Raw genomic sequence first — 24,265 nt, 5'->3', positions numbered from 1 at the left:
TTTCATGAGCACCATGAGGGTTCTGGTAGCTGAAGACCACCGTGTGCTGGCGCGCACGATCGCGAAGGGGCTGCGCCGCGAGTCGATCGCCGTCGATGTCGCGGCCTCCGGCGACGAGGCAGAGCGGATGTGTCTGCTGACCGACTACGACGTGCTCGTACTCGACCGCGATCTGCCGGTGCTGACGGGCGACGAGGTGTGCCGGCGCCTGGCCGGTCTGACGAGGCGCCCCCGGATCCTCATGCTGACGGCGGCCGACGGCACCGAGGACAAGGTCTACGGTCTGACCGAACTCGGTGCCGACGACTACCTGGCGAAGCCCTTCGACTTCGTCGAACTCGTGGCCCGTATCAGGACTCTGTACCGCCGCGCGCCCGAACCGCCGGACGCGGTGCTGCGGTACGGCGGTATCCGACTGGTCCGCGCGCGCCGCGAGGTGCTCGTCGACGGCCGTTCCGTCGATCTCACGCCCAAGGAGTTCGACGTCCTCGACGTGCTGTTGAAGTCCCGCGGCGAGGCCGTCTCCCACCAGGACCTCCTGCGAATGGTCTGGGACGAGAACCTGGACCCCCGCACCAGCGCCGTCCGTGCTCTCGTCAGCAGACTGCGGAGAAAACTCGGCGGTCCCGGCACGATCGCCGTCGACACCGGACGGGGCTACCGCCTCACCCCATGAACACCACCCGCCGCCTGCCCCGCATACCCCGTACCCCTCTGCGTCTCCACCGCCGGATCTCGCTCTCCCGTATCCCGTTCCGCTCCCGGCTGGCCCTCGCGTTCGGCGGTCTCTTTCTGCTGGCCGGCACCTCGCTGCTGGCGTTCGTCGTCCTCCTGGCGCGCTACGGGACGGCGGAGAAGACGGCCGACATCTCCGTCAGCAAGACCCCGGTGGGTCCGGACGACACGGTGTCGCCGCCCGAGGAGTGGGAATCGGCGCACTCCGGGGGAGCGGCGTCGCCGACGGAGCCCTCGCAGGGACATGCCCGGCCCAGTGCGGTGGACGGCACGGAGAGCGAGGCATTCGCCCTGGTCAGGGAGACTGTGCACACCGTGCAGACCACGGCGCTCCAGCAGATGCTCTTCTGGTCGGTGATCGGCCTGGTCCTCATGACCGTCGTCGCGGCGCTGACCGGCAGATGGCTGGCGAGCCGGGCGCTCCGCCCCGTCGCCGCGGTCACCGAGACCGCGCTGCGGATGAGCGAGCAGAGCCTCGACCGGCGGCTCGGCCTGACCGGCCCGGACGACGAACTGCACCGTCTCGCCGACGCCTTCGACTCCATGATGGACCGCCTGGAGCGCTCCTTCGACAGCCAGCGCCGCTTCGTCGCCAACGCCTCCCACGAACTGCGCACCCCGCTCGCCGTACAGCGCGCCAGTATCGAGGTCGGGCTCGCCGATCCGCTCCCGGACGACCTCGCGGAGACCCGCGACGACCTCCTCGCCACCAACCGTGAGGCCGAGCGGCTCATCGCGTCCCTGCTGCTCCTGGCGCGCAGCGACCGCGGACTCGAGCGCACGGAGGAGGTGGAGCTGGCAGAGCTGGCCGACGCGGCCACGGCCGATCTGCGGCACCTCGTCGAGGAGCGGGGACTCGCACTGCACACCGAGTTCGACACCCCGGCACGGGTGACCGGCGAGCCGGTGCTGCTCCGTCATCTCATCTCCAACCTGGTGAGCAACGCGCTCCGGTACAACCGGCCCGGCGGCCGGGTGGACGTGACGCTGCACGGCAAGACGCTCACCGTCACCAACACCGGACGGCCGGTCGACCCCGAGCGCATCGAGGGCCTCTTCGAACCGTTCCGGCGTCTTGGACAGGACCGCACCGGCACCACGGGCCATGGCCTCGGGCTGTCCATCGTCCGGTCCATCGCCCGTGCGCACGGGACCGATCCGCACGCCGAGCCGGGTCCCGACGGCGGCCTCAGGGTCACGGTCCGCTTCGCCTGACGGAACCGGCAGGCCGGTCCCGGGGGACCGGGCCTCGGCGCGTGCAAGGGGTTCGCGTGTGCCAAGGAGATAAGGACGGGGCGAGCATTCCCCTTCGCACGCTTACCGCGCTGAACACCGCTGCGGGATGGAATGAGATCACCGAGCACGGCGGGGAGACCGCTGCGGCTCTTTCACCGGACGACGAACCGCTCGTCCGTCCACTCATTTCCCTCAGGAGGATTCCATGCGCAGGAACCGGGTCATCGGCTTTGCGGCGGCGACGATCGTGGCTCTCGGCCTGACGGGCGGCGCGGCCACCACGGCGGGCGCGTTCTCGGGCGGCGGGGACGGCTCCGGCGGCGCGAAGCCGGCCAAGCAGTCCAGCAGCACCGCTCCCGAAGGCAGGACCGACGCCAAGCCCGGTGACAAGCCCGAGGGCGTCGCCGTCCAGCGCACCAAGGACGGGATGAACGTCCGGAAGCTCACCAAGGAGGAGCTGGAGAACATGGAGGGCGCGAAGCCGACCAAGCCCCGTGCCAAGGACGGTGCCGCGGGCGAAGGCAAGCCGTCGGACAAGTAACCGCCCGTCCGGTCTGCCGGTCTGCCGGTCTCCCGTGGGGGGGAGGCGGGGGTGTCCCGAATCCGCGTGAGCGGGTCCGGGGCACCCCCTCGGCTTTCCCGTCGGCCCGGCCCGGACCGGACCGGACCACTGCCGGTTGGTCAGTGACCGGCCCTTCCGCACGCCTCTGCACGCCCATTGACCCGGGCAGCGCGGACAGGTCACCGTACGGGCAGACGCAGCTCCACGTGGCCGGCGGCCCGCAGGTCCGCCCTGGCCGTGGCCCCAGGAGGTCATGCCCGTGCGCCCCACCGCTCCGCTGGTCCTCTCCCTCACCGCCGCTCTCGCCGCCGCCACGCTCAGTGGCTGCGGCGGGGGTTCCGGCAGCGACAAGAACACGATCAAGATCGCCTTCCGCAAGGACACCGACAAGGCGGTCACGCTCATGGACGACTACGTGAAACAGGTCGTCGACGACTTCGAGAAGCGGAACAAGGGCAAGAAGGCCGAACCGGTCCCCATCCAGGCGTCCCAGCAGGACTACTACACCAAGGTCCAGCAGATGATGCGGTCCCCGAAGACCGCTCCCGACGTGGTCTACGAGGACACGTTCCTCATCAACTCGGACATCAAGAGCGGCTATCTGCGCCCGCTGGACGGCTACCTCGCCAAGTGGGACGACTGGGACCAGTTCGAAGACTCCGTGAAGGGCGCGGCCAAGGCGCCCGACGGCAAGACCTACGGCGTGCCCGACGGCACCGACACCCGCGGCCTCTGGTTCAACAAGGACATCTTCGAGAAGGCCGGGCTCCCCCAGGACTGGAAGCCGAAGACCTGGGACGACGTGCTCGAAGCGGCGCGCACCGTCAAGAAGGAGGTCCCCGGCGTCCACCCGCTCAACATCTTCACCGGCAAGGCGGCCGGGGAGGCCGCCGCCATGCAGGGCTTCCAGATGCTGCTGTACGGGACGGGCGAGGACCCGCTCTACGATCCCGGCGCCAAGAAGTGGATCAAGGGCGGCGAGGGGTTCAAGGACAGCCTGGAGTTCGTCGAGACCGTCTACAAGGAGAAGCTCGGCCCGGACGTCGACCAGGCGCTCAACCCCAACATCCAGACCAAGGTCGTCACCGAGATGCTCCCCGAGGGGAAGCTCGCCATCGACATCGACGGCTCCTGGCTCGGCCAGCAGTGGCTCAAGACCGGCGGCCACCCCTGGCCCGAGTGGGACGAGACCATGGGCCTGGCCCCGATGCCCACGCAGCACGGGCAGGCGCCCGGCGAGGTCAGCATGTCGGGCGGCTGGACGTGGTCGATCCCCGCGAAGTCCCAGAACCCGGACCTGGCCTGGAAGATGATCGAGACCTTCCAGACGCGGCGCAACGCCGTCGACTGGTGCGTGCGCGGCGCGCAGATCGCCGTACGCAAGGACGTCGCCGAGGACCCGGAGTACAAGAAGTCCATGCCGGGCATCGACTTCTTCACCCAGCGCGTCGAGCACAGCAACTACCGCCCCGCACTGCCCGTCTACCCGCAGGTGTCCACGGCCATCACCGAGGCCATGGAGTCGGTGACCACGGGCGACGCCTCCGTCGACGAGGCGGCCAGGACCTACGACGAGCAGCTCGGCTCCATCGCCGACGGCGCGGTCACGACGAGGTGAGCGCCGCCGACCTCGCCACGGGGCCAGGCCCGAAGCGGCCCCCGGCAGCGGCGGGAGCGGGCGGCCCTGGGGCGCGGGGCCGGACGACCGGGCGCGGGGGCCGCCGGCGCTGGCTGCCCATCGCCCCCGCGACGCTGCTCCTGCTGCTCTTCCTCGCCGGGCCCATCGGCTACTGCGTCTACATCGCCTTCACCGACATGCAACTCACGGGCCAGACCTCGGCCTCGTTCGTCGGGTTCGACAACTTCCGGCGGGCCTTCGGGGACGCGGGCTTCCGCAACGCCGTCGTCCTGACCCTCGTCTTCACCCTCATCTCCTCGATCCTCGGCCAGAACACCCTGGGGCTCGCGCTGGCGGCGCTGATGCGGCGCGGCTCGAAGACGGTCCGCTCGGTCACCGGGGCCATCGTCATCAGCGCGTGGGTGCTGCCGGAGATCGTGGCGGGCTTCCTGCTGTACACGTTCTTCAGCAAGGAGGGGACGCTCAACGCGCTCCTGGACTGGCTCCACCTCCCCGTCCAGAACTGGCTCTACACGCTGCCCATCCTCGCCGTCTCGTTCGCGAACGTGTGGCGGGGCACGGCGTTCTCGATGCTGGTCTACTCGGCGGCACTGTCCGAGATCCCGAAGGAGATCACCGAGTCGGCCGAGGTGGACGGCGCGGGCGGCCGGCAGCGGCTGTGGCACATCACGCTGCCGATGATCCGCCGCTCGATCGGCACCAATCTGATGCTCAACACCCTCCAGACCCTGTCCGTCTTCGGCCTCATCTGGGCCATGACGCGCGGCGGGCCCGGCAACCGCAGCCAGACGCTGCCCGTGTTCATGTACGACCAGGCGTTCAACAAGTCCCTCATCGGCTACGGCACCGCGGTCGCCCTCCTGCTCCTCCTGGTCGGCGCGCTCTTCTCCGTCGTCTATCTGCGCCTGATGCGCGAGGAGGTCTGAGCCCGCCCATGACCGCGCTCCCCCGCACCGTCCCGCGACGCGACGTCCCCCGCCGCGCGTTGCTGCCGCGCCCGCTGCTGACCCGCCGCACGCGCCAGCGCCTCGCCGCCGACCTCGGGCTCCTCGTCCTCGCGGCGTGCTTCGTGATCCCGCTGCTGTGGCTGCTCTTCGCCTCCGTCGACGCCGAGGCCACGCTGCGCGTCAGCCCGCCAGGATCGCCCACGCTGGACAACTTCTCCGCCGTCCTGACCGACGAGATCACCTTCACGCCGATGCTCAACAGCCTGCTGCTGTGCGGCAGCGCGACGCTGATGACCGTCGGCTGCGCGGCACTCGCCGCCTATCCGCTCTCCCGCTTCCGGTCGCGCTTCTCGCGCCCGTACCTGCTGACGATCCTCTTCACCACCTGCCTGCCGATCACGGCGGTGATGGTGCCGGTCTACGGGCTCTTCGTACAGGTCGAGCTGATCGACACCCTGTACGGCACCTCGTTCTTCCTGGCCACCTCGCAACTTCCCTTCGCCGTATGGCTGATGAAGAACTTCATGGACGGCGTCCCGGTGGTGCTGGAGGAGGCGGCGTGGACGGACGGGGCGAGCTGGTTCCAGTCACTGACCCGCGTCATCCTGCCCCTGATGGGCCCCGGCATCGCGGTCGTGACCGTCTACAGCTTCATCATGATGTGGGGGAACTTCTTCGTCCCCTTCATGCTCATCCTCAGCCCCGAGCAGCTTCCGGCCTCCGTCAGCATCTTCACGTTCTTCGGCAACTACGGGGCCATCGCCTTCGGTGAGCTGGCCGCGTTCTCCCTCCTCTACTCGACGCCCGTCGTGCTGCTCTACATCCTCATCTCGCGCCGTCTCGGTGGCGGCTTCACGCTGGGCGGCGCGGTGAAGGGGTAACCGCCGGGCACCTGTCGAAGAAGGTGAACCGACGTTGTTCGCGCAGGTCGAGCGGCTGAATCTGGACGCATGTCGAACCCCACGGACATTCCCCCCTCCGCCCAGGGCGGGGGCCACCCGCCCCAGGTGCCCGCCCCTTTATCCGCCCACGCCCACGCCTCCGCGCCCGCACCCGCACCCGCACCCGCACCCGCCACGGCGGGCGGGTGGCCCGCCGTGCTGGCCGTCGCCGCCACCACGTTCTCCGTCGTCACGGCGGAGATGCTGCCGGTGGGCCTGCTCACACCCATCGGCGCCACCCTGCGCGTCTCCGACGGCGCCGCCGGGCTGACCCTGACGGCCACCGGTCTGGTCGCGGCCCTCGCCGCGCCCGTCGTCCCGCTGACGGCGCGGCGCGCCGACCGCAGGCTGGTGCTCGCGGGCCTGATGGTGCTGCTGGCGGCGGCGAACCTGCTCGCGGCCTGGGCACCCGTCTTCGGCGTGCTGCTGCTCGCCCGCGTGCTCGTCGGCCTCGGCATGGGCGGGGTGTGGGCCGTCGCGGCGAGCCTGGCCGTACGCCTGGTACCGGCGCGCTCGGTCGCGCCCGCCACCGCCGCCGTGTTCAGCGGCATCGCCGTCGCCTCCGTCGTCGGAGTGCCCGCGGGCACGCTCGTCGGCGAACTCGCGGGCTGGCGTGCCGCGTTCGCCCTCATGGCCGCCGTATCGCTGGCCGTCGCCGCCGCCCTCGCGCTGCTGCTGCCCCCGCTCCCGGCCGACGGGAGGGCACGGCCGCGCGAACTGGCCGCGCTCGTGCGCGCACCCCGGCTGCGCACCGGGCTGCTGGTCGTCCTGCTGCTGGTGGCGGGGCACTTCGCCGCGTACACCTATGTGCGGCCCGTGCTGGAGGAGCTGTCCGGGATCGCCACCGGGCTGCTCAGCGTGCTGCTGCTCGCCTACGGCGTCGCGGGCATCGCGGGCAACTTCCTCGCCGGGGCCACCGTCTCCCGACGCGCGGACCGCACCCTGCTCGTGCTGTGCGCGGGCCTGGCCGCGGCCATGCTGGCGACGCCGCTGCTGGGGACGTCGGCCCCCGGCGCCGTCGTGCTGCTGCTGGTGTGGGGGCTGGCGTACGGGGGCGTGTCCGTCGCGGCCCAGACGTGGCTGCTCGCGCTGACGCCGGGGGCACCGGGAGCGCGGGAGACGGCCTCGGCGCTCTTCGCTTCCGTCTTCAACATCGCGATCTCGATGGGCGCGCTGCTCGGCGGCCGGGCCGCCGACGCGCTGGGCGAGCCGGGCGTCATGTGGCTGGGCGGGGCGCTGGCGCTGCTCGCACTGGGGGTGGCGTGGCCGCGTGGCGGGCGCCCCCGTGGGCGGGGCCGGTGGCGGAAGCGGGGGCGACGCGACGGAGGTTCCTACGAGCCGTGACTTCGGCGGAACGCACCGTATGAGCGGCACACGTGGCGCTCCTACGGTGTGCGGATGCGTCACCCCGGCCCCACCCCCGACTCCGGCTCCGCCGCCTCCTCGCCGTTCGACGCCGGGGCGGCCCGGCGGCTGCGCGAGGCGCTGGGGCTGACGCCGGAGAACGTCGCCTACGGGATGGGCGCCGCGTACGGGATGCGGATCGCCCCGCAGACCGTCGCCGCCTGGGAAGCGGGCATCGGCGCACCGGACCCGGCCCAGCTCGGCGCCCTCGCGGGTGCCCTGTGGTGCGCGCCCTCCGATCTCATGGGCCGCCCCACGACGCTGCGCGGACACCGGCTGGCGCGCGGCCTGGCGCTGTCCGATCTCGCGCTGCGCATCGGGATGGACGAGGAGGCGTACGCGCGGGCCGAGCGCGACGGCGAGTGGCGCGGCGACGACCGCCGGTCCGCGGCGCTCGCCCACGCCCTGCGCCTCCCGCTGGACGCCGCCCTCGTCCTCACAGGAAAGGCGGACCGCCTCGCGGAACTGCTGCGCGGCGCGGTACGGGCGCGCTGGCAGCCGTACGTGGGACGCGTCGCCGTGCTGCTGCCGCCCGAGGTGCCGCGCGCTGAGACCGAACGGGTGCTGCGCGAGCTGCACGGCGCGTACCAGTCGGCGACGGCCGGCTCCCTCAACTGGGCGTCAGCGCAAGGAACTCCGGGAGCGGCGGGCGCGGGCGGCACCTTCCTGGAGCGGATACTCGACCACTTCTGGGAGCGACTGGGCACAGCCTGACCGCCTGCCCTGTCCCCGGACACCCGCCCCGCCCCATCACCGGGCGCGGGACAGCCGGCGGAGAGGCGACGGACGGGGCACGTCGTCGCCCACCGTCGAAGAGCCCAGCGCACAGGCGTACGCCCCGGGCGCACCCGGGTAGCCTTCCCGCAGCCACGGGAGGGGGACACGTGCGGGGGCGACGTCTCAACGAACGATACGAGCTGCGGGAACCGCTCGGCGCGGGCGGCATGGGGGAGGTCTGGCGGGCGCGCGACGAGGAGCTGGACAGGGACGTCGCCGTCAAGATCCTGATCCCGCTGCACAGCTCGGACGAGACGGCGCGGCGCGAACACCTGGGCCGCTTCCTGCGCGAGGCCCGCGCCGCCGCCGCGCTGGACAGCCCGTACATCGTCGCGGTCCACGACCACGGCACCGACGGCGACACCCCGTACCTCGTGATGTCCCTCGTCGAGGGCCGGACGCTGCACGAACTGCTGCTCGCCGAGGGCCGGGCCCCGCTGCGCGACGCGCTGCGCTGGACGGGCCACGTCTGCGAGGCGCTGGGCGCCGCGCACGCGGCGGGCGTCGTCCACCGGGACATCAAGCCGGCCAACATCATGGTGACGGAGGACGGCACGGCCAAGGTCGTGGACTTCGGCATCGCCCGGTTCACCGAACCCCGGGCGAGCGACCCGCAGTTGACGCACACGGGCCAGATGCCGTTCGGCAGCGTGCTCTACCTCGCGCCCGAACGCTTCCGCCAGGAGCCGGGCGACGGCAGGACGGACCTGTACGCGCTGGGGTGCGTGCTCTACGAACTCCTCGTCGGACGCCCGCCGTTCACCGGCAACGCGGCGGGCGTCATGTTCAACCACCTCAACGATGTGCCGCTGCTCCCCAGCCGCGCACGCGCCGGGGTGCCCGCCTCCGTCGACCGGCTCGTCCTCGCCCTGATGGCCAAGCACCCCGAAGGACGCCCGGCGGACGCGGAAGCGGCACTGGAGCGCGTACGGGCGACCCTCGACGCGCTCCCCGAGCCGGAACCCGGATCCGAAGCCGAGCCAGGACCCGCGTCCGCGCCCGAGCCCGAGGCCACCGCCCCCGGCGCGGGCCCGCCGCCCGTCCGGGCCGGCGCCGTCGGCGAGACCACCCAGCCCAGCGCCAGCCCCGTCGAACCCCTGCTGGAGGCCGCGACCGGCGAGCCCGCGCCCGCCTCGCCCCGGCAGCCGCCGTGGAAGGGCCTGGCGACGCTGGGCGTCCTGGCCGCGGTCCTCGTCCCCGTGGCCCTCGGCGCGGAGACGGACGAAGCCGCGGCCCCCTCCGTCGAGGCCAGGCCCCCCAGCGCCTCCCCCGCACCGAGCCCCAGCAACGGCCCGGCGACCACGGGCTACACCCTCGGCATCGCCTACGAGGGGAGCGAGGACGAAGCCCAGGGACCCGGCTACCAGGAGCGGAAGGCCGTGGTCACCGCCGCGCTGAAGGAGGCGGAGGAGCGGAGCGGCCGCGATCTCCCCGTCCTGCCCGTGAACGCGGGCGAGACCGACGACGCCGACGAGGCCGATCTCGACGCGGACGCGGCGGCGACGCTGCTGAAGCGGCACCCGGGCATGCTCGCCGTCCTCGGCGAGACCGACGCGCTGGACGACTCGACGGGGCTGAGCGCGGACCTGGCGATGGTCAACACCTGCGAGGGCGGCGGGGAGGTGATGGGCACGTTCGCGGTGAGCGCGCCGCTGTCGGAGGTCGGCGAGCAGGAGGGCCGCTATCTGCGGGCCGAGGGCGTGGACACGGTGCTCGTCGGCTCGGACCACGACGACGGCGGCGAGGGCGGCGAGGGCGGCGAGGGCGGCGACGGCGCACGGGACGACACCGCGCTCGGCCGCGCCCTGCGCGCCGGAGGGGTGAGGGCCGTACCTGCGGAGGCCGACCCGGACCTGATGGAAGCGCCGGACGTGCGCAGGGACGCGCGCGCCAAGAAGGCGGACGCGGTGACGCTCCCCGAGGGCAGCATGCGCACCTGGATCGACGCACTGACGGAACGGGAGGGACGGGAGGGACGGGAGGGACGGGAGGGACCGAGGCTGCTCGTGCAGGACGGTTACGCGGCGGGCTGCGTACGCACGGGCTCCCTGGGCGACCCCGAGGAGGAGCAGAAGGGCCTGCCCGAGGGCTCGCTGCGCTTCCGCGCCTTCCACGACCCCTCGCAGGAGCCCGACTGCGCCTCTTTCCCGAAGCTGTGCTCGGTGCCCGACGACGAACTGCGCGTGCTGCTCAGGGACCGCGACGCGGTGGAGCTGTATGACGCGACGCTCGCCGTCGGCCAGGCCCTCGCCCGCGTCCTCCCGGACGGCCCGGCGCCCGTGAAGGCCCGCGAGCGGGTCAGGAAGGAGCTGGCGGACGTCGAGGTGAAGGGGCTCCTGGGCACGTACGACTTCGACGGGCACCAGGCGCGCGAGCGCCCGGTCTGGGTGGACCGCCGCACCGACGGGAAGTGGAAGCAGCTCGGCACGGTCACCGGTCTCCTCAGCACGGGCACCGGTACCGGTACGGGCAAGGACTGACCCCGCGCCGCGCCGTCGCGCGGCTCAGAAAACCGCCTCCGCCTCGTCCATGCGGTCCTGCGGCACCCGCTTCAGCTCCGTCACCGCGCTGGCCAGCGGCACCATCACGATGTCCGTGCCGCGCAGCGCCGTCATCTGCCCGAAGTCGCCCCGGTGCGCCGCCTCCACCGCGTGCCAGCCGAAGCGGGTCGCGAGGACGCGGTCGTACGCGGTGGGGGTGCCGCCGCGCTGGACATGGCCGAGGATGACCGGCTTGGCCTCCTTGCCGAGCCGGTGCTCCAGCTCGCTGGCCAGCCGGTTGCCGATGCCGACGAAGCGCTCGTGCCCGTACTGGTCGATGGCGCCCTTCTCGTAGGGCATGGAGCCCTCGGCGGGGTGCGCGCCCTCGGCCACGCAGACGATGGCGAACTTCTTGCCGCGCGCGAAGCGCTCCTCGATCATCTTCGCCAGGTCGTCGATCTCGAAGGGGCGCTCCGGGATGCAGATCCCGTGAGCACCGGCGGCCATGCCCGCCTCCAGGGCGATCCAGCCCGCGTGGCGGCCCATGACCTCGACGACCATGACGCGCTGGTGCGACTCGGCGGTGGTCTTGAGCCGGTCCATGGCCTCGGAGGCCACGCCGACGGCGGTGTCGAAGCCGAAGGTGCGGTCGGTGGCTGAGATGTCGTTGTCGATGGTCTTGGGCACGCCCACCACGGGCAGCCCCACATCGGCGAGCATCCGCGCGGCGGTCAGGGTGCCCTCGCCGCCGATGGGGATCAGCGCGTCGAGCCCGAGGCGCTCCACCAGCTCCTCGGAGTTGTCGCACGCCTCGCGCAGCTTGTCCCGCTCCAGCCGCGCCGAGCCGAGGATCGTGCCGCCGCGGGCGAGGATGCCGGAGACGGAGTTGATGTCGAGCGGGCGGTAGCGGCCTTCGAGCAGGCCCTTGAAGCCGTCCTCGAAGCCGATCACCTCGTCACCGCGGTCGTGCACGGCTCGGTGGACGACGGATCGGATCACGGCGTTGAGACCGGGGCAGTCGCCGCCCGCTGTGAGGACTCCGATGCGCATGGCGTTCGCTTCTCCTGCTCGGTGAGTGGCCCGCGGAGAGACGGACCCTGGTGCTGCTGATCCCTGGGTTCCACGGGTTCCCTGGGTTCCATGGGTGATGAGCCGGTGCGATTGTTTCATGTCTTGAACGCACACGGCACCGCCCGTCCACTCCTTGGGCCGGTCTCTTCGGCACCTCCCGGACGAGCGGCCTAGCCAGACACGCAGGTATTGTCAAGGGTATAGGTGCACCATTACGGGCGCTTTTCAGGCGAATACCGCCCGGTGTGACCAGGGGCGATTCACACCGCGAACGCGCATACGGCACCTCCGCCAGTACGGACGCGACGGAGAGGGAGAGCACGCGTGACGCGCAGCGTGTATGTGACCAGCATCAGCCGGGGGGACGGCCGCCAGGTCGTCGAGCTGGGAGTCATGGAGCTACTGACCCGCCAGGTGGACCGCGTGGGCGTCTTCCGCCCCCTGGTGCACGACGGGCCCGACCGGCTCTACGACCTGCTGCGCAGCCGCTACCGGCTCACCCAGCCCGCCGGTTCCGTCTTCGGCATGAGCTACGACGAGGCCGCGGCGCTCCAGGCCGAGCGGGGCACGGACGAGCTGCTCTCCCGGCTCGTCGACCGCTTCCACGAGGTCGCGGCCGAGTACGAGGCCGTGCTCGTCCTCGGCACCGACTACGCCGACACCCAGATCCCCTCCGAGCTGGCCTTCAACGCCCGGCTGGCGAACGAGTGCGGGGCCGCCGTGCTGCCCGTCGTCGCCGGGACCGACCAGAGCGCGGAGTCCGTCGCCGCCGAGGTGCGCAACGCCCACCACGCCTTCACCTCACTCGGCTGCGACGTCATCGCCATGATCGCCAACCGGGTGCGCGGCGCGGAGGCCCAGGAGGCGGCGCGGGCGCTCGGCTCGCACCTGCCCGAGCCGGTCTACGTGCTGCCCGAGGAGCCCGCGCTCTCCGCGCCCACCGTCGGCCAGGTCAAGGACACGCTGGGCGCCGAGGTGCTGCTCGGCGACCACGCGGGGCTCGCGCGCGACGTGCGCGACTTCGTCTTCGGCGGCGCCCACCTGCCCACGTTCCTGCCCGCGCTGACCGAGGGCTGCATGGTCATCACGCCGGGCGACCGCGCCGATCTGATCGTCGGCTCGCTGGCGGCGCACTCGGCGGGCTCCCCCGCGATAGCCGGTGTGGTGCTCACCCTGGACGAGCGTCCCGGCGAGGAGACCATGGCGCTGGCCGAGCGGCTCGCGCCCGGTACACCCCTGCTGTCCGTGCCGGGCGGCTCCTTCCCCACGGCTGCCGAGCTGATCGCGCTGGAGGGCAAGCTCACCGCGGCCACCCCGCGCAAGGCCGAGATCGCCCTCGGCCTCTTCGAGACGCACGTGGACACGGCCCAGCTCACGGCCCGCCTCGCGGTGGCCAGCAGCGGGCGGGTCACGCCGATGATGTTCGAGCACCAGCTCGTGGAGCGCTCCCGCGCGGCCCGCCGCCACATCGTGCTGCCCGAGGGCTCCGAGGAGCGGGTGCTGCGCGCTGCCGAGGTGCTGCTGCGCCGCAACATCTGCGATCTGACGCTGCTGGGCGAGCCCGGCGCCGTCCGCAAGGCCGCAGCCGACCTCGGCGTAGGGCTCGCCCTGCTGGACGACGGCGAGGTGCCGGAGGGCACCGGTGCGACGGCACGGATCGTGGACCCCCACACGTCGCCGCTGCGGGACCGCTTCGCGGAGCTGTACGCGAAGCTGCGCTCCCACAAGGGCGTCACCTTCGAGCTGGCCTACGACGTGGTCGCGGACGTCTCCTACTTCGGGACCCTGATGGTGCAGGAGGGCCTGGCCGACGGCATGGTCTCCGGCGCCGTCCACTCCACGGCGGCCACGATCAGGCCCGCGTTCGAGGTGATCAAGACCAAGCCTGGGGGCACCTCCCAGGGCGCAGCCTCTGGGGGAGCGTCGATCGTCTCGTCCGTCTTCTTCATGTGCCTGGCCGACAAGGTCCTCGTCTACGGCGACTGCGCTGTGAACCCGGACCCGAATGCCGAGCAGCTCGCGGACATCGCCATCCAGTCGGCGGCGACAGCGGCCAGGTTCGGCGTCGAGCCGCGCATCGCGATGCTCTCGTACTCGACGGGCACCTCGGGCTCGGGCGCCGACGTGGACAAGGTGCGCGAGGCGACCGCGCTGGTGCGCGAGCGCCGCCCCGACCTGCTGGTGGAGGGCCCGATCCAGTACGACGCGGCGGTGGAGCCCTCCGTCGCGGCGACGAAGCTGCCCGGGTCCAAGGTCGCGGGCCAGGCGACCGTGCTGATCTTCCCCGACCTCAACACGGGGAACAACACCTACAAGGCCGTACAGCGCTCGGCGGGCGCGGTGGCCGTCGGGCCCGTGCTCCAGGGCCTGCGCAAGCCCGTCAACGACCTCTCGCGCGGCGCGCTGGTCCAGGACATCGTCAACACCGTCGCGATCACCGCGGTGCAGGCGCAGGGCGAGACGCCCGTGCGCCCCGGCGCCTGAACACCCGCCCGCCCCTCGCCCCCTCCCCCACTCCGACCCCCGCACCCACGCAGAAAGCGACCGCGCCCGTGACCGCCTCCCGCGTCCTCGTCCTCAACTCCGGCTCCTCCTCGCTCAAGTACCAGCTGCTCGACATGACCGACGGCTCCCGGCTCGCGCTGGGCCTCGTGGAGCGGATCGGCGAGGAGACCTCCCGGCTGACGCACACCCCGCTGGCCACGGGCGGCGGCGAGCGCGAGCGCACGGACCCGGTGGCCGACCACGAGGCCGCGCTGAAGGCGGTCTCCGAGGAGCTGGAGGCTGACGGCTACGGCCTGGACTCCCCCGAGCTGGCCGCGATCGGCCACCGCGTGGTGCACGGCGGCAAGCGGTTCACCGAGCCGACGGTCATCGACGACGCGGTGCTGGCCGAGATCCGCCGCCTCGTGCCCGTCGCGCCGCTGCACAATCCGGCCAACATCACGGGCATCACCACCGCGCAGGCCCTCAACCCGGGCGTGCCGCAGGTCGCCGTCTTCGACACCTCCTTCCACACCTCGATGCCTGAGCACGCCTCGCGCTACGCCATCGACGTCGAGACGGCCGACGCGCACCGCATCCGGCGCTACGGCTTCCACGGCACCTCGCACGCCTACGTCTCCCGGCAGACCGCCGCGCTGCTGGGCAAGGCGCCCTCCGACGTCAACGTCATCGTGCTGCACCTGGGCAACGGCGCCTCGGCCTCCGCCGTACGGGGCGGGCGCTGCGTGGACACCTCCATGGGGCTCACCCCCTTGGAGGGCCTGGTGATGGGTACCCGCTCGGGGGACATAGACCCCGCCGTGGTCTTCCACCTGGGCAGGGTCGCCGGAATGTCGGTGGACGAGGTGGACGAGCTGCTGAACAAGCGCAGCGGCCTGGTCGGCCTGTGCGGCGACAACGACATGCGGGAGATCAGGCGCCGGATCGAGGAAGGGGACGAGGCGGCGCGGCTGGCCTTCGACATCTATGTGCACCGGCTCAAGAAGTACATCGGCGCGTACTACGCGGTGCTGGGCCGCGTCGACGCCGTGGTGTTCACCGCGGGCGTGGGCGAGAACGCGGCGCCGGTGCGCGAGGCGGCGCTCGCGGGCCTCGAGGAGCTGGGCCTCGCCGTCGACAGCGAGCTGAACGCCGTGCGCTCCGGGGAGGCGCGGCTGATCTCCCCCGAGTACGCGCGGGTCGCGGTGGCCGTCGTCCCTACCGACGAGGAACTGGAGATCGCACAGCAGACCTACGCGCTCGTCAGCGCCGGGCAGGACGCGCCGGACGAGGGCCGCACGCCCTGAACGCCCTGAACACCCTGACCTCCAAGATCGCGTGACTCAGCTCACCCCCATACGTTCCGCACTTAAACAAAACGATAGGATCGCCCCCATGCGCCGTTCCAAAATCGTCTGCACCCTGGGCCCCGCCGTCGACTCCTACGATCAGCTCAAGACGCTGATCGAGGCCGGTATGAACGTGGCCCGCTTCAACATGAGCCACGGGACCCACCCGGAGCACGAGGAGCGGTACCACCGCGTCCGCAAGGCTTCCGAGGAGACCGGCCGCGCCGTGGGCGTCCTGGCCGACCTCCAGGGCCCCAAGATCCGCCTGGAGACCTTCGCCGAGGGCCCCGTCGAGCTGGTCCGCGGTGAGGAATTCACCATCACCACCGAGGACGTCGCGGGCGACAAGACCATCTGCGGCACCACCTACAAGGGCCTGCCCGGCGACGTCGCCAAGGGCGACCCGATCCTGATCAACGACGGCAACGTCGCGCTCCAGGTCACCGAGGTCGACGGCCAGCGCGTGCGCACCATCGTCATCGAGGGCGGCGTGATCTCCGACCACAAGGGGATCAACCTGCCCGGCGCGGCCGTGAACGTGCCCGCGCTGTCCGAGAAGGACATCGACGACCTCAAGTTCGCGCTCCGCATGGGCTGCGACATGGTCGCGCTCTCCTTCGTGCGGGACGCCTCCGACGTGCGCGACGTGCACCGGGTCATGGACGAGGTCGGACGGCGCGTGCCGGTCATCGCCAAGGTGGAGAAGCCCCAGGCGGTCGCCAACATGGAGGAGGTCGTCATGGCCTTCGACAGCGTCATGGTGGCCCGCGGCGACCTCGCGGTGGAGTACCCGCTGGAGAAGGTCCCGATGGTGCAGAAGCGGCTCGTCGAGCTGTGCCGCCGCAACGCCAAGCCGGTCATCGTGGCGACGCAGATGATGGAGTCCATGATCACCAACTCGCGTCCGACGCGCGCCGAGGCGAGCGACGTCGCCAACGCGATCCTGGACGGCGCCGACGCGGTCATGCTCTCGGCCGAGTCCTCCGTCGGGCAGTACCCGATCGAGACGGTCAAGACGATGTCGAAGATCGTCGAGGCCGCCGAGGAGGAGCTGCTCGGGCGCGGCCTCCAGCCGCTGGTCCCGGGCAAGAAGCCGCGCACCCAGGGCGGCTCCGTGGCCCGCGCGGCCTGCGAGATGGCGGACTTCCTCGACGCCAAGGCGCTGGTGGCCTTCACCAAGTCCGGCGACACGGCGCGCCGCCTGTCCCGCTACCGCACGGCGCAGCCCATCCTGGCCTTCACGACCGACGCGGCCACCCGCAGCCAGCTCGCGCTGAGCTGGGGCGTCGAGACGTACGTGGTGCCGCACGTGGACCACACGGACGAGATGGTCGAGCTGGTGGACGCGGAGCTGCTGAAGCTCCAGCGCTACGACGCGGGCGACACGATGATCATCACCGCCGGCTCGCCCCCCGGCGTCCCCGGCACCACCAACATGGTCCGGGTGCACCACCTGGGCAACGACCAGGCGTGACCCGGAAACCCCGGAAGCGGCGCCGCCAGGCGTGACGCACCGCGCGTGACCCGGAAAAACCAGGGGCCCGCTCCTCTCTCCGTTGAGAGGGCGGGCCCCTGGTCGTCGGCTCCCGGTGGGGCTGGGGGCGTACGGCGGCCTACTTGCCGACGTACTGGTGCAGTCCTGGCACGGTGAGGTTGCCGCCGAACTGACCGGCCTGCTTGACGGTCACCTTGGTGAACATCGCCTCGGGAATGTTGAGGGGCGGCGGGTGCTCGGGGTCGAAGGTGATCGGGATGAGGCCGAAGAGGTTGCCCTTCAGACTCTCGGTGTACATCGTCACCTTGCCGCCGGTGATGGTGGAGTTGGAGCCCTTGGCGGCCTCCACGTGGTACCGGGTCCCGCCGGGGCCCTCCACGATCTGGTGCAGGTCGCCGATGTCTATGCTGTCGGCGGTGAACTTGAGTGCCTGCTTCTGGCTGCCGTTCGCCGTGCTCACGTTGACGACGCCCTCGTAGTTGAGGCCGTGCAGCGACAGCTTGCTCGACTCCAGGGTCCACGGGTCGTTGGGGAGCGTGACCTGGGTCTGCTCGTCCTTCCCGTCGACCTTCTTCTCCTCGACGCAGGGGAACGCCTTCTTGCCGTCCTCGTCCTCCGCCGTCTTGTTGGTCTCCTCGGACGAGGAGGACTTCCCCAGCTTGTCGGTGGCGTCCTTCGCGTCCTCGGCGGCCTTCTCCGCGGACTCCCCCACCTTGTCGGTGGTGTCCTTGACGCCGTCCTCGACCTTGTTGACGGTGTCCTCGGCCGCCTTGCCGACGTCGGACCCGGACTTCTTCTCCGTCGAGGAGGACTCCTCGGTGGACTCCGGAGCCGGGGACTCCCCGGACGTGGAGCCGGTGCCGGAGGAGGCGGACTCCTCCTTCTCCTCGTCCGGGGTGAAGGCGTCCTTGATCTTGTCGCCCAGGCCCAGCGGGTCGAGCGGGTTCTTGGCCTTCTCGGACTCGGAGGGCTCGGGCTCGGGCTCCGTGGTGCTGTCGTCCGAACCGGAGGAGGAGTCGGAGCCGGAACCGGAGCCGGTGGAACCGGACTCCTCGGAGCCGGAATCGGAACCGGAGTCGGCGGACCCGGAGGTGCCGTCCTTCTTCGCCTTCTCCTCGTCCGCCTTGTCCTCGTCCGCCTTGTCCTCGGCGGCCTTCTCCTTGGCCGCCTTCTCCTTGGCCGCCTTCTCCTTGGCCGCCTTCTCCTTCGCCGCCTTCGCTGCCTTCTCCTCGGCCTCCTTCTCCTGCTCGGCCTCTTCCTTGTCCTGCTGGGACACGCAGGGGCCGGACTTGAAGGGGTTCTTGGGCAGCGGCTTGGCGTTGGCGAGCTGGGGCGTGAGGCCCATGCCCATCAGGACCGCGGACGGCATGGCCGCGATGGCGATGGCCTTGCCCGCGGGAACGTGCAACCGGGTCAGCAGCGGCTTCTTGGGCGCCGCGTGCCGCGGCCCGGTTCTTACGCGGACGGCGTCCAGCGATGCTCCCGCTGACGCGCCCGCCTCCTCGTGCACCTCGTCACCCGGCACGGTGCCTCCCGTTCCCGTGGTTCGCATCGGCTCCGGTCGACGAAGCCGTTCCAAAGACTGAAAGGTCGTCCTGTGCCTTGCCGGAGCCGGGGGCAGCGGCGTCGGGGCCCCTGTCCGCGTCCGAACCGGACGAGCCGTCGGAGGAGTACGTCGGGCTCGACGGAGCCCTCTCCGGGCCCGGCCCCTCGTCCTTGCCCGCGCCGCCGCCCTTCGCTGAGGCGGGCTTCCCTGGCGCCCAGGAGACGCCGAGCGCGCCGCCGATGAGCCCCAGCAGGAAGCCGATCAGGAAGGCGCCGACGTTCGAGACGACCAGGGAGACCAGGGCCAGCAGAATCGCCGCGACACCCGCGAACACCCGGGACTGGGGCTGGAACCACATGGTCAGCCCGAGGACGACCAGCAGCACGCCGATGATCAGCGAGCCCGCGCCCGCCGTCGTCGACATCCGGATCGTCAGCGAGCCCAGGGTGAAGTTCTGGTACGGGATGTACATGATCGGGATGCCGGCGAGCAACGTCAGCAGTCCGCCCCAGAACGGGCGCTGTCCGCGCCATCCCCGGAACGAACTGCGCTTCCGGCCGAATCCGTCCGTCAGCCTTTGTCGCGTGTCGGCGCTCATGTCGTACAGCTCCTCGGGACTGGCACAAAGCTAGCTTGCTTGGGTGGAGCGGGCCGTACGGGCGCGGAGCACGCTGAGAGCTGAGCCGGCCGCTCCCCGCCCGTACGGATCAGTGCGTCAGTAGCACTCGTTCTTGCCCTTCTTGACGGCCATCTTGAGGCCGCTGAGCTTGAACGTGCCGGCCGTGGTCGCCCACGCCCGCTGCTTGACGTCCTTGAACGTCGCGGTCTCGGCCTGCTGGGCGAAGGACCCCGGAAGGTACTTGTCGCCCTTGGACGGGCCGGGGCCCTTGGTGGTGTCGTCCACCGAGACACCGATGTCGACGTTCTTGAACGTCGCGTCGGCCGAGATGTCGTCGGCGTCGATGTAGAGCTTCTTGGCCTCTACCTTCGGACCGCCGGCACCACCCGCGCTCAGCTTCATCGTCACGTCGCCGAAGACCGGCACCGGGACGACGACGGACTGGCACAGGCTGCGGATCTGGGCCGAGCTGAACCCGACCACCGCGACGGGCTTCTTGCCCGCCTTCGTGCTGTCGATGGCGCCGTACTGGACAAAACCCTGTCCATCCAGACGGTCGGCCGTGACCTTGAACTGCTGGCCGGAGACGCTGAACGACGCCGCCAGCGCGCCCTGCGAGAGCGCGACACCGATCGCTGCCGTTGCCGCGACGCTCGGCACCATGACGACGGCGAACCGCTTCCATCTGGTCCCGCCACGAGCCAGGGACTCCATGACATTCCTCCTTCTCGGACGTACATCTCCGGCCTGAAGGACCCACTCCTCAATGGGTCTCCCTGCCTGGGATGGGAGAAGTGCTACGTCCTCGGGAAGGAGAGCGCCGTCTTCGGAGCCGTAGAGCTACGTGCGTCCGAGCTGTCGGCGATCACCCCCGAGCGACAACCACTGGCCACGCTCCCGCGCAACCTGCTTTGTTCGGACAGGCTCCGTCGTTCGACGAAGACCCCCCTGCCCGGAAGACCGGCGTCGTTCTGTGGTGCTTGCTGGGGTGGTGCGGGTGCCGGTCTGCTCGGTGGGGACCCAGTGCCGCGGAGATCCGAATGGTGGTCGGACCGCGGGCAATGGACCGAGCTTGGCCGATCGTGGTCTATCTGCGGGCTGTGCACAAGGGGTTCCGTTACTTGCGAGTAACGGCGAGATAACCGATCGGCGGCCGAACAGCATAGGGCAGGCACACAGGGTCGCCGCCACCTGGCCCGAGTAGAGAGGACCATACGGACACGGCGGGAGAAAGCTCCGCCTACGGCTTACTACGAGTAACAGCGGCTGCGATTACCAAGTTTTGGCAAAGCGCAGCCGCTGTTGTCGCTAAATCCATGTGTGGTGACGCGGGGTGACCCTGGTCAGAACAGTACGCGCGCGAGTGCGCTACGCGCCGTGACTACCCGGGGGTCGTCGGCGCCAATCACCTCGAAGAGATCCAGCAGGCGAAGCCGCGCACTCTCCCTGTCGTCTCCAGCGGAGCGTTTCACCGTCTCCACGAGACGCCCGAAAGCGTCCTCCACATGGCCGCCCGCCATGTCCAGATCCGCCGCCTTCAACTGGGCGGGGACATCACCGGGCCGCTCGGCGGCGTCCTTGCGCACCTGCTGCGCGTCCAGATCCTGCACCCGCGCGAGCAGTTCCGACATGGCGAGACCCACCTTGGCCTCGACGTTGGCCGGGTCGGTGGAGAGCACGTTCTTGTACGCCTGCACGGCACCGTTCAAATCGCCCGCGTCCAGCGCCTGCTGAGCGGCGGCGAGCGCCGGGTCCTCGGGAACGGCGGGCTCCTCGGGGGCCTCCGCCTGCGCCCCCTCGTCCACGACGCCCTGGAGGCCCGTGATGCCGAAGCGCTGCTCGGCGACCTCGATCAACTGGTCGAAGGTCTGCCGGATCTGCTGCTCGGGCGCGGCACCCTGGAACAGCGGCAGCGCCTGCCCTGCGACGACGGCGAACACCGCGGGGATGCCCTGCACGCCGAACTGCTGCATCAGCATCTGGTTCTGGTCCACGTCGATCTTCGCGAGGAGCACGCGCCCGGCGTACTCCCGCGTCACACGCTCCAGAAGGGGCGAGAGCTGCTTGCACGGCTCGCACCACTCGGCCCAGAAATCGATGATGACCGGGACCTCGGCGGAACGCTGGAGTACGTCCGCTTCAAAGCCCGCCTCGTCTACGTCGATCACCAGACCGGCCGGGGCGGCCTGGCCGCCCCCCTCGGCGGAGCGGGCACGCGCCTGCTCCGCCTTCTCCTTGGCCTCTCCGGCCGCCTTCACCGCGGCGAGGTCGACCACTCCGCTCATGGACATATTGCGTGGCTGCATGAGACCAGTCTCCCCCTTTCGCGCGGCGGTGTGCGCTGGGTCCCCACCCAGCGTGTGGTTGTCGCAACGGTGATCCCTATTCCGCTACGGCTCGTAGCGTAACTCGTGCGCCCCCTGCGCCCGCAAGGCCAACAGGGCGCCCCCGCCGTGATCCGGCTCACGGCGTGGCGCGTACCGGCCGGTATGGTCCCCCGTATGGCAGTCCCAGCCCCCTCACCCCGGCGCCTCGGCCGCCCGCGCAGCGCCGACGCGGACCACGCGATCCTCGACGCGACGCGCGGCGCGCTGGTCGAACTGGGCTGGAGCAAGCTGACGATGGGGCACGTCGCGACACGTGCGGGCGTCGCCAAGACCACGCTCTACCGGCGCTGGGCGCACAAGAGCGAACTGGTGGTGGACGCGGTCGCCGTCCTCTTCGACGAACTGGAACTCCCCGACCGCGGCAGCCTCCGCGCCGACATCGAGGGCGTCGTCCTCTCCTTCGCCGCGCTGCTGGAGAGGCCCGAGACGAAGACCTCGCTGATGGCCGTCGTCGCCGAGTCCACGTACGACACGGCGCTGCGCGCGCGGATCGGGGAGGCGATCGTGGAGCGCCAGAAGCGGCTGGTGCTGGAGGGGCGCGAGCGGGCGCAAGCGCGCGGGGAACTGCCGCCGGACTCCGGGAACGGGGAGGAGACCGCGCGCGTCGTGGACCTCATCTTCGACGTGATCGCCGGGGCGGTGGTGCATCGTTCGCTGGTCAGCGGCGAGGCCGTGGACGAGGTGTGGGCACGCAGCTTCACCACGCTCCTCCTGGACGGCCTCGCCGCCACGAGCCGCCCCTGACGGGGCGCCGCGCCGCACCGGGTGCGAAGTGCCCCTGGGGCGGCGTTGCGGGGTGCCGGAGCGTCGTGGCTTAGCGCGCAGTTCCCCGCGCCCCTTACGGGGCGCGCTAGAAGATGGGGGGTTCCGTGTAGGTGCCCCACTCCTCGCGGAGGGCGTCGCAGATTTCGCCCAGGGTCGCCTCAGCGCGTACCGCGTCCAGCATGGGGGCGATCATGTTCGTGCCGCCCCTTGCCGCGGCCACCAGCCCGGACAGGCCCGCGCGCACCGCGGCCTCGTCCCGTGCGGCCTTGCGCTCGGTGAGCGCGGCCACCTGGTCGCGTTCCACCTCGTGGCTGACGCGCAGGATCTCCAGATCGCCGGTGACGGACGAGGTGTGGCAGTTGACGCCGACGACCTTCTTCTCGTCCTTCTCCAGCGCCCGCTGGTACTGGAAGGCGGACTCGGCGATCTCGCCCGTGAACCAGCCGTCCTCGATGCCGCGCAGGATGCCCGAGGTCATCGGGCCGATGGGGTGCTGCCCGTCAGGGACTGCCCGGCGCCCCCGCTCCATGATCCGCTCGAAGATCTTCTCCGCGTCGGCCTCGATCCGGTCCGTCAGCGCCTCCACGTACCAGGACCCGCCCAGCGGGTCCGCGACGTTGGTGACGCCCGTCTCCTCCATCAGCACCTGCTGGGTGCGCAGGGCGATCTCCGCTGCGCGCTCGCTGGGGAGCGCGAGGGTCTCGTCGAGCGCGTTCGTGTGCAGCGAGTTGGTGCCGCCGAGCACCGCGGCCAGCGCCTCCACGGCGGTCCGCACCACGTTGTTGTACGGCTGCTGCGCGGTGAGCGAGACGCCCGCCGTCTGGGTGTGGAAGCGCAGCCACTGCGCCTTCTCGCTCGTCGCGCCGTACACGTCCCGCATCCAGCGGGCCCAGATGCGCCGGGCCGCGCGGAACTTGGCGATCTCCTCGAAGAAGTCGACGTGCGCGTCGAAGAAGAAGGACAGGCCCGGCGCGAAGGTGTTGACGTCGAGCCCGCGGCTGAGGCCCAGCTCGACGTAGCCGAAGCCGTCGGCGAGCGTGTACGCCAGCTCCTGCGCGGCCGTCGAGCCCGCCTCGCGGATGTGGTAGCCGGAGACGGACAGCGGCTTGTAGGCGGGGATGTCGCGGGTGCAGTGCTCCATCAGATCGCCGATGAGGCGCAGATGGGGCTCGGGCTCGAAGAGCCACTCCTTCTGCGCGATGTACTCCTTGAAGATGTCCGTCTGGAGCGTGCCGTTCAGGACCGCCGGGTCCACGCCCTGGCGCTCGGCCGCCACGAGGTACATGCAGAAGACGGGCACGGCGGGCCCGCTGATCGTCATCGACGTGGTGACGTCGCCGAGCGGAATGCCGGAGAAGAGGGTCTCCATGTCGGCGGCGGAGTCGATGGCGACGCCGCAGTGGCCGACCTCGCCGAGCGAGCGGGGGTCGTCGGAGTCCCGGCCCATGAGGGTGGGCATGTCGAAGGCCACGGAGAGGCCGCCGCCCCCGGCCTCCAGGATCATCTTGTACCGCTCGTTCGTCTGCTCGGCGTTCCCGAACCCGGCGAACTGCCGGATGGTCCAGGTGCGCCCGCGGTAGCCGGTGGGGTGGAGCCCTCGCGTGTACGGGTACTCGCCGGGCCAGCCGATCCGCTCGAAACCCTCGACGGTGTCGCCGGGCCCCGGCCCGTAGACCGGCTCGACGGGGTCACCGCTCAGCGTGGTGAAGTCGGCGTCCCGCTTGCGCGCGGCGTCGTAACGGGCCTGCCAGCGGTTGCGGCCCTCTGCGATGGCGTCAGCGTCCATACCCCCGAATTTACTAGGACGTCCAAGTAATTGTCGATGGTC

19 protein-coding genes are annotated in these 24,265 nt (G+C 71.2%); 13 read left to right on the top strand and 6 right to left on the bottom strand.

What is annotated here, in order from left to right; genetic code table 11:
- The first annotated feature begins 13 nt into the window (after positions 1–13).
- The 9 genes from ACWGJ2_RS18555 (at position 14) to ACWGJ2_RS18515 (ending at position 10,721) form a co-directional block, all read left to right on the top strand.
- On the top strand, positions 14–676 hold the full coding sequence (locus tag ACWGJ2_RS18555; RefSeq protein WP_453347185.1) for a response regulator transcription factor: 663 nt from the start codon (positions 14–16) through the stop codon (positions 674–676).
- Positions 673–1,950, top strand: coding sequence for a sensor histidine kinase (locus ACWGJ2_RS18550; protein ID WP_453347184.1), 1,278 nt, complete (start codon positions 673–675; stop codon positions 1,948–1,950). Before ACWGJ2_RS18555 ends, ACWGJ2_RS18550 begins: the two co-directional genes overlap by 4 nt.
- A gap of 226 nt (positions 1,951–2,176) precedes the next feature.
- Complete coding sequence (locus ACWGJ2_RS18545) at positions 2,177–2,512, top strand: hypothetical protein (protein WP_453347183.1); 336 nt, start codon at positions 2,177–2,179, stop codon at positions 2,510–2,512.
- Between the two features lie 280 nt (positions 2,513–2,792).
- On the top strand, positions 2,793–4,151 hold the full coding sequence (locus tag ACWGJ2_RS18540) for an extracellular solute-binding protein (protein WP_453347262.1): 1,359 nt from the start codon (positions 2,793–2,795) through the stop codon (positions 4,149–4,151).
- A gap of 113 nt (positions 4,152–4,264) precedes the next feature.
- The gene (locus ACWGJ2_RS18535; protein WP_453347261.1) at positions 4,265–5,098 is read left to right on the top strand and encodes a carbohydrate ABC transporter permease; all 834 of its coding nucleotides are present in this window, start codon (positions 4,265–4,267) and stop codon (positions 5,096–5,098) included.
- An 8-nt stretch (positions 5,099–5,106) separates the two neighbouring features.
- The gene (locus ACWGJ2_RS18530; protein ID WP_453347182.1) at positions 5,107–6,000 is read left to right on the top strand and encodes a carbohydrate ABC transporter permease; all 894 of its coding nucleotides are present in this window, start codon (positions 5,107–5,109) and stop codon (positions 5,998–6,000) included.
- A 216-nt stretch (positions 6,001–6,216) separates the two neighbouring features.
- Entirely contained in the window at positions 6,217–7,404 is a 1,188-nt protein-coding gene (locus ACWGJ2_RS18525) for an MFS transporter (protein WP_453347260.1), read from the top strand.
- A 54-nt stretch (positions 7,405–7,458) separates the two neighbouring features.
- The gene (locus tag ACWGJ2_RS18520; RefSeq protein WP_453347181.1) at positions 7,459–8,178 is read left to right on the top strand and encodes an XRE family transcriptional regulator; all 720 of its coding nucleotides are present in this window, start codon (positions 7,459–7,461) and stop codon (positions 8,176–8,178) included.
- Between the two features lie 170 nt (positions 8,179–8,348).
- Entirely contained in the window at positions 8,349–10,721 is a 2,373-nt protein-coding gene (locus ACWGJ2_RS18515; protein WP_453347180.1) for a protein kinase domain-containing protein, read from the top strand.
- A 24-nt stretch (positions 10,722–10,745) separates the two neighbouring features.
- Here the strand turns inward: ACWGJ2_RS18515 and ACWGJ2_RS18510 are convergent, their stop codons facing one another.
- Positions 10,746–11,771 (bottom strand): ATP-dependent 6-phosphofructokinase, encoded by a 1,026-nt coding sequence (locus ACWGJ2_RS18510; RefSeq protein ID WP_453347179.1) that lies wholly within the window; start codon positions 11,769–11,771, stop codon positions 10,746–10,748.
- A gap of 345 nt (positions 11,772–12,116) precedes the next feature.
- Here ACWGJ2_RS18510 and pta point away from each other — a divergent pair, with 345 nt between their 5' ends.
- From pta to pyk, 3 genes are all read left to right on the top strand, one after another.
- Positions 12,117–14,276, top strand: a complete 2,160-nt coding sequence (gene pta / locus ACWGJ2_RS18505) for a phosphate acetyltransferase (RefSeq protein ID WP_453347178.1) — start codon at positions 12,117–12,119, stop codon at positions 14,274–14,276.
- A 68-nt stretch (positions 14,277–14,344) separates the two neighbouring features.
- Positions 14,345–15,583 carry an acetate kinase gene (locus ACWGJ2_RS18500; RefSeq protein ID WP_453347177.1) on the top strand — a complete coding sequence of 413 codons (1,239 nt, stop codon included), beginning with the start codon at positions 14,345–14,347 and terminating at the stop codon, positions 15,581–15,583.
- An 88-nt stretch (positions 15,584–15,671) separates the two neighbouring features.
- On the top strand, positions 15,672–17,099 hold the full coding sequence (gene pyk, locus ACWGJ2_RS18495; protein WP_453347176.1) for a pyruvate kinase: 1,428 nt from the start codon (positions 15,672–15,674) through the stop codon (positions 17,097–17,099).
- 139 nt (positions 17,100–17,238) lie between these two features.
- Here pyk and ACWGJ2_RS18490 read toward each other — a convergent pair whose 3' ends face one another.
- From ACWGJ2_RS18490 to ACWGJ2_RS18475, 4 genes are all read right to left on the bottom strand, one after another.
- Entirely contained in the window at positions 17,239–18,645 is a 1,407-nt protein-coding gene (locus ACWGJ2_RS18490; RefSeq protein WP_453347175.1) for a hypothetical protein, read from the bottom strand.
- Positions 18,635–19,264 (bottom strand): DUF6114 domain-containing protein, encoded by a 630-nt coding sequence (locus tag ACWGJ2_RS18485; protein WP_453347174.1) that lies wholly within the window; start codon positions 19,262–19,264, stop codon positions 18,635–18,637. The genes ACWGJ2_RS18490 and ACWGJ2_RS18485 overlap by 11 nt, the downstream gene beginning before the upstream one ends.
- Positions 19,265–19,381: 117 nt before the next feature.
- The gene (locus ACWGJ2_RS18480; protein WP_453347173.1) at positions 19,382–19,999 is read right to left on the bottom strand and encodes a DUF6230 family protein; all 618 of its coding nucleotides are present in this window, start codon (positions 19,997–19,999) and stop codon (positions 19,382–19,384) included.
- A 629-nt stretch (positions 20,000–20,628) separates the two neighbouring features.
- On the bottom strand, positions 20,629–21,591 hold the full coding sequence (locus ACWGJ2_RS18475; protein ID WP_453347172.1) for a tetratricopeptide repeat protein: 963 nt from the start codon (positions 21,589–21,591) through the stop codon (positions 20,629–20,631).
- A gap of 195 nt (positions 21,592–21,786) precedes the next feature.
- Here ACWGJ2_RS18475 and ACWGJ2_RS18470 point away from each other — a divergent pair, with 195 nt between their 5' ends.
- Positions 21,787–22,416 carry a TetR/AcrR family transcriptional regulator gene (locus ACWGJ2_RS18470; RefSeq protein WP_453347171.1) on the top strand — a complete coding sequence of 210 codons (630 nt, stop codon included), beginning with the start codon at positions 21,787–21,789 and terminating at the stop codon, positions 22,414–22,416.
- 106 nt (positions 22,417–22,522) lie between these two features.
- On the opposite strand, the gene ACWGJ2_RS18465 is transcribed toward ACWGJ2_RS18470, so the two are convergent.
- The gene (locus tag ACWGJ2_RS18465; protein WP_453347170.1) at positions 22,523–24,223 is read right to left on the bottom strand and encodes an acyl-CoA mutase large subunit family protein; all 1,701 of its coding nucleotides are present in this window, start codon (positions 24,221–24,223) and stop codon (positions 22,523–22,525) included.
- Between the last annotated feature and the right edge of the window lie 42 nt (positions 24,224–24,265).

The organism is Streptomyces sp. NPDC054796 (assembly GCF_053611545.1).
This window is presented reverse-complemented; position numbering and strand designations above follow the sequence as displayed.